This window comes from Enterococcus sp. BWR-S5 (assembly GCF_016745255.1).
Lineage (GTDB): Bacteria > Bacillota > Bacilli > Lactobacillales > Enterococcaceae > Enterococcus_L.
In genome coordinates, this window is record NZ_JADOEQ010000003.1 from 75,758 (window position 1) to 88,261 (window position 12,504).

General features: G+C 38.3%; 14 protein-coding genes. 11 read left to right on the plus strand and 3 right to left on the minus strand.

Features of this window, described 5'->3' with window-relative positions; all coding sequences use genetic code 11:
• Positions 1-25: 25 nt before the first annotated feature.
• The 5 genes from IW510_RS05120 (at position 26) to IW510_RS05140 (ending at position 4,453) form a co-directional block, all read left to right on the plus strand.
• Entirely contained in the window at positions 26-1,543 is a 1,518-nt protein-coding gene (locus IW510_RS05120; RefSeq protein WP_202057563.1) for a helix-turn-helix domain-containing protein, read from the plus strand.
• The gene (locus tag IW510_RS05125) at positions 1,540-2,007 is read left to right on the plus strand and encodes a GNAT family N-acetyltransferase (protein ID WP_202057565.1); all 468 of its coding nucleotides are present in this window, start codon (positions 1,540-1,542) and stop codon (positions 2,005-2,007) included. Before IW510_RS05120 ends, IW510_RS05125 begins: the two co-directional genes overlap by 4 nt.
• A gap of 91 nt (positions 2,008-2,098) precedes the next feature.
• Positions 2,099-3,409 carry a ribosome biogenesis GTPase Der gene (gene der, locus IW510_RS05130; protein ID WP_202057567.1) on the plus strand — a complete coding sequence of 437 codons (1,311 nt, stop codon included), beginning with the start codon at positions 2,099-2,101 and terminating at the stop codon, positions 3,407-3,409.
• Positions 3,410-3,647: 238 nt separating this feature from the next.
• Positions 3,648-3,923, plus strand: a complete 276-nt coding sequence (locus IW510_RS05135; RefSeq protein ID WP_202057569.1) for an HU family DNA-binding protein — start codon at positions 3,648-3,650, stop codon at positions 3,921-3,923.
• 212 nt (positions 3,924-4,135) lie between these two features.
• Entirely contained in the window at positions 4,136-4,453 is a 318-nt protein-coding gene (locus tag IW510_RS05140; RefSeq protein ID WP_202057571.1) for a hypothetical protein, read from the plus strand.
• Positions 4,454-4,670: 217 nt separating this feature from the next.
• Here IW510_RS05140 and IW510_RS05145 read toward each other — a convergent pair whose 3' ends face one another.
• Positions 4,671-4,910 carry a hypothetical protein gene (locus IW510_RS05145; protein WP_202057572.1) on the minus strand — a complete coding sequence of 80 codons (240 nt, stop codon included), beginning with the start codon at positions 4,908-4,910 and terminating at the stop codon, positions 4,671-4,673.
• A 435-nt stretch (positions 4,911-5,345) separates the two neighbouring features.
• Here IW510_RS05145 and IW510_RS05150 point away from each other — a divergent pair, with 435 nt between their 5' ends.
• Positions 5,346-5,498: a hypothetical protein gene (locus IW510_RS05150; RefSeq protein WP_202057574.1), complete on the plus strand. Its 153-nt coding sequence runs from the start codon at positions 5,346-5,348 to the stop codon at positions 5,496-5,498.
• Between the two features lie 416 nt (positions 5,499-5,914).
• On the opposite strand, the gene IW510_RS05155 is transcribed toward IW510_RS05150, so the two are convergent.
• Complete coding sequence (locus IW510_RS05155; RefSeq protein ID WP_202057576.1) at positions 5,915-6,232, minus strand: phage repressor protein; 318 nt, start codon at positions 6,230-6,232, stop codon at positions 5,915-5,917.
• Between the two features lie 213 nt (positions 6,233-6,445).
• On the opposite strand from IW510_RS05155, the gene IW510_RS05160 reads away from it, so the two are divergent.
• From IW510_RS05160 to IW510_RS05180, 5 genes are all read left to right on the plus strand, one after another.
• Positions 6,446-6,958, plus strand: a complete 513-nt coding sequence (locus IW510_RS05160; protein WP_202057577.1) for an RNA polymerase sigma factor — start codon at positions 6,446-6,448, stop codon at positions 6,956-6,958.
• Entirely contained in the window at positions 6,936-8,204 is a 1,269-nt protein-coding gene (locus IW510_RS05165; RefSeq protein ID WP_202057579.1) for a hypothetical protein, read from the plus strand. The genes IW510_RS05160 and IW510_RS05165 overlap by 23 nt, the downstream gene beginning before the upstream one ends.
• Before the next feature lie 432 nt (positions 8,205-8,636).
• The gene (locus IW510_RS05170; protein WP_202057581.1) at positions 8,637-9,689 is read left to right on the plus strand and encodes a hypothetical protein; all 1,053 of its coding nucleotides are present in this window, start codon (positions 8,637-8,639) and stop codon (positions 9,687-9,689) included.
• A 4-nt stretch (positions 9,690-9,693) separates the two neighbouring features.
• Positions 9,694-10,953, plus strand: coding sequence for a tetratricopeptide repeat protein (locus tag IW510_RS05175; RefSeq protein ID WP_202057582.1), 1,260 nt, complete (start codon positions 9,694-9,696; stop codon positions 10,951-10,953).
• Between the two features lie 8 nt (positions 10,954-10,961).
• Positions 10,962-11,504 (plus strand): ReoY family proteolytic degradation factor, encoded by a 543-nt coding sequence (locus tag IW510_RS05180; protein ID WP_202057584.1) that lies wholly within the window; start codon positions 10,962-10,964, stop codon positions 11,502-11,504.
• A 68-nt stretch (positions 11,505-11,572) separates the two neighbouring features.
• On the opposite strand, the gene IW510_RS05185 is transcribed toward IW510_RS05180, so the two are convergent.
• On the minus strand, positions 11,573-12,463 hold the full coding sequence (locus IW510_RS05185; RefSeq protein WP_202057586.1) for a YitT family protein: 891 nt from the start codon (positions 12,461-12,463) through the stop codon (positions 11,573-11,575).
• Positions 12,464-12,504: the final 41 nt, after the last annotated feature.

Below are 12,504 nucleotides of genomic sequence, written 5' to 3' on the forward strand. Positions count from 1 at the left end.
TTATTTTTGAAAGTTGGTAAATAAAATGATTTATGAAACAATGTTGAATAAAAACGAACGGGAAAAAATAGAGGTTTATGCGTTGCTTACCTCTTTACCGGAAGGTGTTTATAGTAAGAATGGACTTGTAGCAGAGTTTTCTTTCTCATACAATCGCTTGGGCGCAATTTTAGATGACATTCATCAAGATATTGAAGAGCTGACACAAAAAAAACTTAGTATTTTATTTGATGGAAAAGTAGTGATTTCCTCAAAATGGATTTTCTTAGATTATTATGTGACATACATCCTAAAGAATAGTATCAGCTACAAATTTCTAATTGCCTTGTTATCGGAGGAAGAAGAAAGCATTGAAGCTTTTTGTGAAACACATAATGTGAGTGAGTCTTACACCAGACGGAATACAAAAGGACTGGTTTCTTACTTGGATCGATTTGATATTCATGTGATTATTTCTTCCGTTAGAATTATCGGAGATGAACGCTTGATTCGAATTATAATGACCTATCTTATCTGGAATTGCAGCTTTGGCGATGAGTTCAGAGAAGAATTTTGCACCATTGAGGAAATTGGTCAGGCCTTCGATCCAATCCTGCTGCTTCCTCCGAAAACGTCTGATTCTTACCGATATAGTGACAAACTAAGGCAGCTTCATGGTGAGATTATGTACAGGCGATTAGCAAAAGGGCATACGGTTGAGGATAAAAAAGAGTATGACATTTTGATAGCAGGGAACTATACAGGGAACTTCCAACCTTTACAAAAGCTGTTTGATTTATCAGAAGAAACAGCTGAAAAAGAAGCACGTTTTTTAGCATTCCTAGCCTTTTATGGGCCGACCTATTCATTTGAAGATGACCCGCTTTTTGATGTATCCAGAGATGAGCTGAAGCATCGTTCCAGCGACATGTATCAGTTTTTTACTGAGTTCAATAAAAAAGTTCTTCATCCGTTACTTGAGAATTATCCGAATCCGGGTAGAATCACCTTACTTGAAGCAAACCTTGTCAATATTCTTTTCAACTACATGATCTTCAGACAAAGAATTCCTTTTTTTAGTCTGGTGCAACGTGAAGTTATTGAAGGGGATGAAGTTATTTTCCCTATTATTTATAGTAGGGTATATGGATTTATTGAAAGTTATCCCTTTAGCAGCAACTGGCAAGATGGCTGCCTGAATGACATGAGCTTGATTATGTCACAGTTGATTTTACCAACGCTGAAGGAGCATCAAAAGAGTATTAAGCTGAACGTGGCTATCCTTTCAGAGGATAACTATGTCTATATCAATAATGTGAAAAGCATGCTTGCTGATTTTACTTTTGTAGAGCTGATTCCTTATACTTTAGATAATCGCAAGAAGATTGATTTACTAGTCTATCCCTCTAAGCTTTTCCATATGAAGGACGAAGAGATTCAAACACTGACTCTGTCATTGACTTCGCTGAAGGATGACTTTTTCGGTGTTTACAATACAATGAAAACAGTTTATGAAGAAAAGCTGCAAAGATATTTTCTTGAGATATTGGAGGAACAAGCATGATACAGTTAAGAAGAAGTACGCATACTGATAACGCCCAATTAGCTCGACTGAGGCGGAGGTTTTTTGAAGAAAATCATATGTTCACCGAAGAAGAGCAAAGATTATTTGAAGAACAAACAAGAGCATTCCTGGCTGAGCATTTGGATGATACCTTAATCAGTTGGCATGCAGAAAAAGACAATCAGCTGGTTGCAGTTGCCTTTCTTGAAATTGCAGAGCGTTTGCCTCATCCTGAGCGTAAACATGGACGAACAGGCACCATCCTTAACGTTTATACAGAACAAGAATATCGAAACCAAGGAATTGCAGGGAAATTGGTTCAGCAGTTGCTTGATGAAGCTGTAAAACTTCAGCTTGATAAGGTCGAATTACTGGCTACAGCTTTAGGATATCCGGTATATAAAAAACTGGGTTTCTCTGAATTTTCACTTTCGGATAAGAGTATGGTGAAAAAGCTGGGATAATGTTTGGTTTTCCTTGAGTTTTTCTTGCATATTCACTGAATTATGAGGTAAACTAAACAAGATTGAAAACTGTCAAGGAGGTAGTTTTAGAATGGCAAATCCAACAATAGCAATTGTCGGTCGTCCAAATGTTGGGAAATCGACAATTTTTAACCGTATTGCCGGCGAGCGTATTTCAATCGTAGAAGATACGCCAGGTGTTACAAGAGATAGAATATATGCAAAAGGGGAATGGCTGGGTCGAGAATTCAGTATTATTGATACTGGTGGGATTGATTTGGGCGATGAACCTTTTATGGATCAAATTAAGCATCAAGCGGAAATTGCGATTGATGAAGCAGATGTGATTATTTTGGTAGCCAGTGGACGTGAAGGCGTCACAGATGCAGATGAAATGGTAGCTAGAATTTTATACCGCAGTAAGAAACCGGTAATCTTAGCAGTGAATAAGGTAGATAATCCGGAAATGCGCGCAGATATCTATGAGTTCTATTCCTTAGGTTTAGGTGAACCATTCCCGATTTCAGGAAGTCATGGTTTGGGTATTGGTGATGTATTGGATGAAGCGGTTAAGCATTTTTCTACAGAGGTAGAAGAGGAAGAAGAAGGACTGATTAAGTTCAGTTTGATTGGTCGTCCAAATGTTGGCAAGTCCTCTTTAATCAATGCAATATTAGGCGAAGATCGCGTAATTGTTTCAGAGGTAGAGGGAACGACTAGAGATGCCGTTGATACGTATTTTGAATCAGCCGATGGACAGAAGTTCTTGATGATTGATACAGCGGGAATGCGTAAACGTGGGAAAGTCTATGAAACTACGGAAAAATACAGCGTAATGCGTGCCATGCGTGCGATTGAGCGTTCTGATATTGTTTTGATGGTTCTGAATGCGGAAGAAGGAATCAGAGAGCAGGACAAAAAGGTAGCAGGCTTTGCCCATGAAGCAGGTCGTGGTGTGATTATTGTCGTTAATAAATGGGACACAATCAAAAAGGAAACAAATACGATGCGTGAGTTTGAACAAGAGATTCGTGATGAGTTTCGTTATTTGGATTATGCGCCGATTGTCTTTGTTTCAGCGCTGACCAAGCAACGCTTGAACAAACTTCCGGAGATGATTGAAACAGTTAGTATGAATCAAAATCTGCGTATCCCTTCAGCGGTACTAAATGATGTGATTATGGATGCTGTGGCCATCAACCCTACACCGACGGATAAGGGCAGACGATTGAAGATTTTCTATGCAACACAGGTAGCCGTTAAGCCGCCAACCTTTGTCATTTTTGTGAATGAAGAAGAACTAATGCACTTTTCTTATTCCCGCTTTTTAGAAAATCAAGTTCGGAATGCTTTTACGTTTGAAGGAACACCAATCAAAATTATCCCTAGAAGACGAAAATAGTGCATTCTACCACACTTTTGGTAAATGTTCAAACATATTAAGAGAAAACACACTTTTAAGAAAAAATCTGCTTAAAACGTGTTAAAAACCTTGCTATTACTAGCTTCCTATGATATCTTTGTTAAAGAATATTGATCCAATTCAATATTTATATTTTATCCTTTGGACCACTCAGAGATAAAATACATTTGATGTCTATTTTAGGCATCCTATCCTTATGGAGGAGGTGAAATAATCCATGGCAAACAAAGCGGAATTAATCGAAAGCGTTGCATCTTCAACTGGTTTAACTAAAAAAGACGCAACTGCAGCGGTAGATGCTGTATTTTCAACAATCCAAGAAACACTTGCTAAAGGTGAAAAAGTTCAATTAATCGGTTTTGGTAACTTTGAAGTCCGTGAGCGTGCTGCACGTAAAGGACGTAACCCACAAACTGGTAAAGAAATCCAAATCGCTGCAAGTAAAGTACCTGCGTTCAAACCAGGTAAAGCGTTGAAAGATGCTGTTAAATAGGACAGTTATGGGAACCCTTGATTTTCAAGGGTTCTTTTTTGTTTCTATGAATAGTTATGGTGATAGAAGTTTATATTACGAAAAAGTACATAGATTTTATTCTGACTGATAAAATGGAAGAAGGAAGCTGGATGTCACGTTTTTACATATGTAATTTCAGTAATGAATAAAAGAAAGCTTATGTAGCTTCACATTGTAAAGGAGGGGATTATTTGCTGCAGAATGAGGATGTAGAAGCAGAATTTCGTTTTTTGACAACAGAGGAAGGTGGTCGAAAAACTCCCACGAAGAGTGGTTATCGACCGGATCATTTAATAAAACCGGATTATCTAACCTGTGGTCGCCATACGTACTACGAAAAGGAGTGGGTAGCCTTAGGGGAAACCGTTTTGGGAACAATAAAATTTATTGATCCGCCATCTTATAGACATTCTTTGGAGGTAGGGCAACGAATTTCTTTTCAAGAAGGCGCAAGAATAGTTGGCTATGCAAAAATCATCCAAATTTTTAATGAAGACCTGAAGCGATAGGATAGATGAGAATACGTATACAGAAAAGTTTATTAACGGTGAACATGCAACCAACAAAAAATGTATAGAGAAAAATGGAACAGCTTGAAGCGGAGAATGGTCTAAAGAAAATTCAAAAAGCTGTTTCAATAAAAGAGAAACAGTTTCAATGATTCTTATGAAGCTGTTATTGGGGAGTCAGGAATCATTAGGCGATGTGAATTGTACTCGCTAATTATTAAAACAAGGTAATTAAGCTGGTAATCAGAAGGGTCAGTCCCAGTATCAAGGTTAGCGTGAAACCAAACACATTATGCATGTTCAGACTGTTTCCGTTTCCTTGATATTTAGGAATTAGAAATCTGGGATCAGAAAAATATTTCCCTTTTTCCTTTTTTGAACGCAGAATGCCCGGTAATGCAAAGAGCGGATAGGCAAGTAATAATAACGCTAGAAATAGATTAAGCTGGATAGTCATTTAACACACCTCATTTATGATCTTTTTGTTTGGGGGATTCCCTAGAACCAGTATTTATGCATGGCAGCAAGAAACGCCTCCGAAATCCTAAGCTCTTCAATATCAGGTATAACAGAATCAATCGAGCAATAAGGACAAATCGCTGTTTTGCTCTGGAATTCATCTAGCCAGAACGTTATTTCAGCAGGTGAAAATATTTTTAAACAATAGAAGCAGCCGCATTTATCTGTTGTATCAAGAGACGGTTTATTTCTAGTGCAGTAATGATGGGCTTCTTTAAGTATTTCTTCAGAATAGATAATAAGTAACCTCCTTTCTATTTCGTATTAATGGTACCATAGAGAGTGTAGGAAGACTATAGTTGATAGAAAACGAGCGCAGGCTGAAGAAAATAGGTCATCTTATTTGGTGTCCTAAAACGAGGAGGAAAATGGAATGAAGAAGGACGATGGCAGTTCTTTGGCGATAGGTATTTCATTGGGTCTGATATTTGGCCTATTGCTTGATAATTTGGCAATCGGTTTGGCAATTGGCACTGCTTTAGGTGTTACGGGCGTGTTTGCCGGTAAAGGCGAAAAGAAAGAATAATAGAGAGGTTTTCAAAAGACTGTAGCTAAGGTATCAGTTCGGTTTTGGTCTCACTAAAAGTCTGAGAATTATTCAACTGTATCGCTTCAAAGAAAGAAATCACTTGATAAAAGCAATGAGGATCTGTTTGTCACAGCACATCATTGCTTTTTGTCGTCTATTTATCAGAGAATATCACTAGTTGTTGCAAATCGACGTGTTTGCGGATGAGACTCAAGCTAACCCTCCAACGACTCAAAGGTCTGAGTATTTCAATAGATATCATATGTACTTTATTTTGTCACTTCGAATGATAAATTCGTTTTTAGTAAGAGAACTATGTCTGGTTTGATAAATCAGGGAGAATTATTATCAGATTTGAAGAAAAATAGCAGACTGGGGCTGTCAGGAAAGCAAAAAAATAAAATCTGGTAAGATTACCAAATTTTTACGACTTTGCCAAATATATTTTTTCGCTTAACCCATCCATTTACGAATCCATGGTTATTTGAAATTTGATACTCTACCTGATTGTTTCTTGTACGTATCGCAGAGATAAGGTGAGTATAGTAGTTTCCTTTGACTTTACAAAAAACAATGTCCTTTACAGTTAATTCAGAGTCATCTGTGATTGGCTCTAAGCTAACTGGCTGGTTGGATTTCAGTAGCGGCAGCATCGAGTTTCCTGCTTCTTTGTACTTCTCAACAAATCTTCCTTGTTGAAGAAGAGAAGCAATAAAGCTTGCTTTAGACATGTTCAGCCTCCTTTCTCTATTTAGAATAGCATAGGTTATTTTATGATTCAATAGTGGTGTGATATTTGAAGGTTATAAAAGGAAGCTGTTGGCAGCACAATTAATGAGGTGTTGCAACAATTGAACATGAGCGCTTAAAAAAAATGAGAAAAATTGCAGAAGTTTGTGACCTTTTTGAAATCTATTCGTATATAGTGTAAAGGGAGGCTTGAAATGAATGAAAAAGAGAAATTTGGGTTGGTATTTGAGCAGTATTATGAAGAGCTTTTCCGTTATGCTGTTTATCTGACAAAAAATCGGGAACAGGCGGATGATTTGGTTGGAAATGCAGTCTATAAATTTTTGCTGAACATTGAAAAAATTTCAGAAGAGCAGCAAAAGTTTTGGTTGTTGCGTGTCATTCGTAATGATTTTATTGACTCTGAACGAAAACGCAAGCGGTGGAAAACGGATGTGTTCCATCGAATAAAAGAAACTCTATGGAACCAAGAAGACACGGAGCAAGAGCTAATCAATCAGGAAAGTAAGGAAAGACTGGCATCACTGATTGCAGCATTGGCTTCTCCTTATAAAGAAGTGATTTTCCATTATTATTACTCAGAGATGTCTGTAAAAGAAATTGCTCATTATTTTGGAATGAACAATAATCAAGTAAAAACAATTCTGTATCGTGGAAGAAAGAAACTAAAGGAGGTATTGCTCAATGAAGGATTCAGAAGACTTTAAACAGTTGTTGGAGAGATACAAATGGGGGCAGGTAAATGACGAGGAAAAGGCGTATGTAGAAAGGGAACTTGAAAAAGCAGAAGCTCTTCAAGAATACTTGTTTGATTCTGAAGAGCTTCCCTCTCTTAATAATACGCCGGATTTTGAAGGAAGCTCAACTGTCACAGTTAGAAACATTGTTCGCAGGAAGTGGTTGAAGCATGGTTTTATTACCGGATTCATCCTCCTAATTATCTTGATTGGAGGCTGGAGCTTAGGGCGACCTCTGCTTAATAAGCTGTATTTTGATCCAACAGCAGGGCGAACGGCAGAAACTTACAGTGACTATGAGCTATATCAAAAGATTGATAATGCCGTGTTAATTACGGGAGATACTTTGGAAGATATTCAGATTGAACAAACAGGCATTGGGTCGTATCTATTAAGATATAATTACTATGATGTACTGAAAAATGAAGCAAAGGTTCAGGCCGTTGTTTTAAAGCGCGGACAAGTTGAGAGACAAGCGACTTCCGGAGTAGTGGAAGCCCCGTTATATTCTTATAGGACCTATTCTACTAGAGAAATGTTTGGAGCACAGCCTAATCAGGAATTGGAGGACTTGAAAGAAAAGGTTAGTAAATTGCCTGAAACAGCAATTATGAAGGTAAATCTACATTTCGATAGTTATAGTCAAACAAGCTTAGCAGATATCAAGAGCTTAGTGTTGGACCACAAGCTTCAGCGTTTGCTTACCGTTGGCGTTGCTTCATCAGAATATGATATAGCAGGAATGTCTACATTTGGTATTCGCTTTAATAATAGCTATAGAGGCTATGGTGATGGGCGTTCGTGGATGAATATGGCACAGATAAGAGCAATAAATAAGGAATATCCCCACCTGATTCAAAATGGGGCAGTTATGATTAATTCAGATCCTGAAATGCTGGAGCAATATTATCTCTCTATGTTGAACTATTTATTGGATAATGAAGAGCTTGGCGAAAAGATTGAACAGGTCTTTAATCCAACAGTTTACGCCGCTCAATCAATGGAATCGGATGATGTCTCTGTTATTGGCGAACTGAAAACACACAATCAGTCTTTAGCTGAGGCAAAAGACTATGTAAAAGAGAATGGAGTAATTATTACTCAAGCGACACTACTCGTTTCCCCAAAAGAGTTCACAGCTTTACTAGCCGATGAACGCGTTCCGATGGTGGGTGTAATAGGAGCTGAATGGATGGACAGCCGTAGTTGGCAGTGAGTATAAAAAGAGGAGCACTGGTTATCCGAGTGCTCCTCTTTTCTGATAGAATGATTAGCTGCTATATCCGTTAACGCGTAAAACTATCAAATCATTCGTGTATTTTCTATAAAAATAGTAAAATAAACAATAAGAAAATATTTTAAGTTTTCTTAACTTTACAAAAAGATTTATTTATATTTTATTTAGTTATTTTTATATAATTGGCAGCTAGAGGAACGACAAACGATTTAAATTTGAGTAGTTGCTTTTTTCTGATTTTCCTTTATAGTTGAAAGTCCCTATATAAATAAAGGATTTTTGGGGAATATGAAAGCAGGAGATGGATAGGCTTCTTGATTTTACAGAGAATGGATATATACAGACATTTTTCAGGACATTGCAATGTCTGCTGTAAAGAAAAAATGGTAAAATATATCAAGGAGGTGTCGCATGGAATTTGTTTATGAGAAAGACGATCATCACAGCCAAGTTGTTTATGGAGAGACAGTCGCTTCTCTTTTGAAAAATGAAGCATTGGGAGAGAGACATATCCTTTTGATTGCGAATCAAAGATATTATGATTTGTTTTCTGATAAACTGATTCAGCTGTTCAACGAACGGCAGGATTTAGACTGGTATATTTGCAAGAATGACAGTCACTGCAACAATTTTTCAGAGCTGGAAGCACTATTGTCATTTATCGCCAGTTTTCCTGAAAAAAAAGATTACCTGCTGGTTGGTTTGGGAAATGAAGGCGTGATGAATCTCTCCGCTTTTGTGGCTCATACGACAGTTCTGACAACTGAATTATGGCTGATGCCTCTTTCCTTACAATCGTTGAGTGAGTCATTAACAGGCAAAGGATTCATTGAGTTAAGACATAAAGAAGCGCTGGCTGTGTCTTCATTGGCTCAACGGATTGTCTACGATCAAACTATGATTAAAAAAGAAGGGGATCGTCAGCTGATTGATTTTCTAATTTTTGTGGAATGCGCATTGGTTTGCAGCCACGAATTTTTACGAGAGCTTTATAAGAATTTTAATGATCGAAGCCGTTTGGAGCAGCAGTCTTTCAACGGTTTGATAGGATCATTACTTAACTTTTATCAACAGGATGAAGAGCTGGTACGCGGTTTTGGCCATTTGTTCGAACAAGCCTTTTATACAGTTGACGGTGGACATCTGCTGTCAGTTTATATGAAACGTTTGCTTGGCAGTTTGCTTCAGCTGCTTTGGTCACAACAAAAAACAGGATTTTCCTTTCACATCAAGAATTTTTTGATTTGGCTGATTCGCTTGGGCTATCCCATTGAATTTCCGGATCAAATCTTTGTAAGTGATTATGTCCAGGAGCTGTTGAACTGTGCAGAGGAATATGGTGAAGCGTTGGTTTTACAAGATATTGGTGTTCCCGGCGGAAAAGAATATTTTGATGCAGAGGAACTGCTTCAGACGATAGACGAGTATAAAAAAATGATAGAAAACATAAAAAGAGGAACGTGAAGAGATGACCTATAGTGAAAAGATGCTTCAAGCATTACACAGTGAGAATTTAGCAGATGCACAATTATTACTACAGGAGGCACTGCGAAGCGATGATGGCGATACGCTGGCTGACCTGGGAGAGGAGCTGCTTTCGATTGGTTTCTTGGAGGAAGCCGAGCAAATCTTTCAAAAGCTTGTTATTGACTACCCAGATGCTGATGGGTTGAATTTGCCGTTGGCGGAGATAGCCATCGAAAATGATCAGTTTGATGAGGCGCTTGACTACTTGGGGCTGGTATCCAAAGATAGTCCCAGCTATGTTCAAAGTTTGCTGGTGTTGGCTGATTTGTATCAGGTTATGGGCATTCCTGAAGTTAGTGAAGCAAAGCTGAAGGAAGCGGAGCAGCTATTGCCTGATGAGCCGCTGATTATCTTTGCCCGCGGGGAGCTGTATTTTGTGAACGGTCAGTTTGCAGAAGCAGTTGAGCAATATACACGTCTAATAGAAGAACATGAAACGAAAGAGGTTTCAGGTATATCAATCAATGAGCGCTTGGGTACAAGCTATAGTATGATGGGGCATTTTGAAGAAGCTGTTCCATTTTTAGAAAATAGTTTGAAAGAAGAACAGACAGATGATCGCTTATTCCAACTGGCGTTCACTTATATTCAAATGCATGAGAATCAAAAGGCGATTATTCTTTTCCAACAGTTGAGAGCGTTAAATCCCCAGTATCAGTCGCTGTATCTATACTTGGGCGAAGCGTTACAGGAAGAGGAACTGCTTGAAGAAGCACAAACGGTACTGGAAGAAGGAATTAAAGAAAATCCGTTTCAAGTGGACCTTTATCAGTTGGCTTCAGAAAATGCTTACCGACTACATGATGCGGAGAAAGCAGAAAAGCTGTTGAAAGAGGCTGTTGCCCTTGGTGAGAAAGTAGACGAAAGCTTATTGACGCTAAGTAATTTATACCGAACAGAAGAACGATTTGATGATGTTGTTGAGATACTGTCAGGAATGGAAGAAACGGGACATCCTTATGCAGAGTGGAATTTAGCGAATGCGTATAATGAACTGGAAGAGTTTGAACAAGCGAAGCTGCATTATAAGCAAGCCTATCAAGAGCTTGCTCATGAACCGGACTTTTTGAAGGAATATGGTATTTTTCTGAGAGAAGAGGGGCAGTTGAAAGAAGCAAAAGAGATACTGCAGCATTATCTGACCCATGAACCGGGAGACAATGAAGCGGCATCCTTACTTGATGATTTAGAGGAAGGCTAGGTGATTGTATGGACATCAATGTTGCGGATAAGAAAAATTTTCTTGTTTGGCTGGTCAACAATGTTTCCTTTAGCAAACGAGAAATCATTTGGATTTTGAACTACTTAATCAATCATGAGGTTATTTTGAATAATGTTGCTTTTGTTGAACATGCAGAAAAAACAGACCGCGGCATTCAAATTGCATCTTCTGAAATCGAAGATGAGCCTATTATTTTATTTATCAAAGGAAAGATGTTTACAGATACTGACCAGATTTTTCATGAAATTCGGATGAACTGGAAGGATACACTCTATTTAGAATGTGCCTTCGGCGATGCATTCCAGAATCCGGATTATCTTTCCATCTTGGAGGACAATCCCTTTGCCCCTTGGAAGGATGATGTGAGTGAGGAGACGGTTCAAGAAATAGAAGCCTATTTTGAACGTGAAGAACAGTTGGCGCGAATGAATCTGTTGCGCAATCAAATTGATCAGTCACTGGAGGATGGTGACTACGAAGCCTTTCTGGAGCTGTCCGATGAACTGAATCGGATGAAAACACAGGCCTGAGATTGGGCGTGTCTGAAAAAAATAGACCGGCCTAGGAAAATTTTTCCTAAGTCGGTCCATTTTCTATTTTAAGTGATTGCTCGGTTCTTTTTAAACAATTTTTTAGATGGCTTAGCATAAGTGAAGCCTTCTCCAATTGCTTCGTGAACATTGATAACTGAAAGAAAAGCAGTTGGATCAAGCTCATGAACAATTCGCTTTACTTCTATAATTTCACTGGGACTGACAACAACATATAGAATTTTTTTATCAACCTGTGAATAGCCGCCTTGTCCGGGCAGATAAGTAACACCGCGTTCTAATAGCAGCATGACCACTTCACCAATATCCTCAGAATGGTTGGAGATAACCAGTATTCCCTTTGCAGAGTAAGCCCCATCTAAAACAGAGTCTACAATTTTGCTGAAAACAAAGGAGACAATCAGCGTATACATCATTCGTTTTACATCCAGATAAGTCAGAGACAATGTCAAAACGAAAATATCGAATAGGAATAAAGAACGTCCCATGCTGACGCCGAATTTCTTTTCTAGTATGCGGGCAATGACATCGCTGCCGCCTGTTGTTCCTCCGACTCGGTAAATCAGCCCACTGCCGATTCCGCCAGCTAGACCAGCTAATAAAGAAGCAATCAAGAGGTCATGGTCTAAATTAATTGCTACAGGTATTCGTTGAAAAATCCAAAGAAAGCTGGAAAGCGAGACTGTTCCAAGGATTGTGTAATAAAATGCATGTTTTCCTAAAATTTTTCCGCCAATTAAAATCAGTGGAATATTAATGAGTAAGGTTGAGTAGGCAGGGTTGATTTTGAATAATGCAAGAAGGATTAATGTAATCCCAGTCACACCGCCTTCGGCCAAATCATTGGCAATATTAATGTTTACAAGTCCGAATGCATAGAGGGCAGTGCCAATTAAAATAATAATAATATCTTTGATATAAACGTTCTTTTCTTCCATACAAACGCCTCCTTTTCCTTCACCACTTTATCACTCTCTCT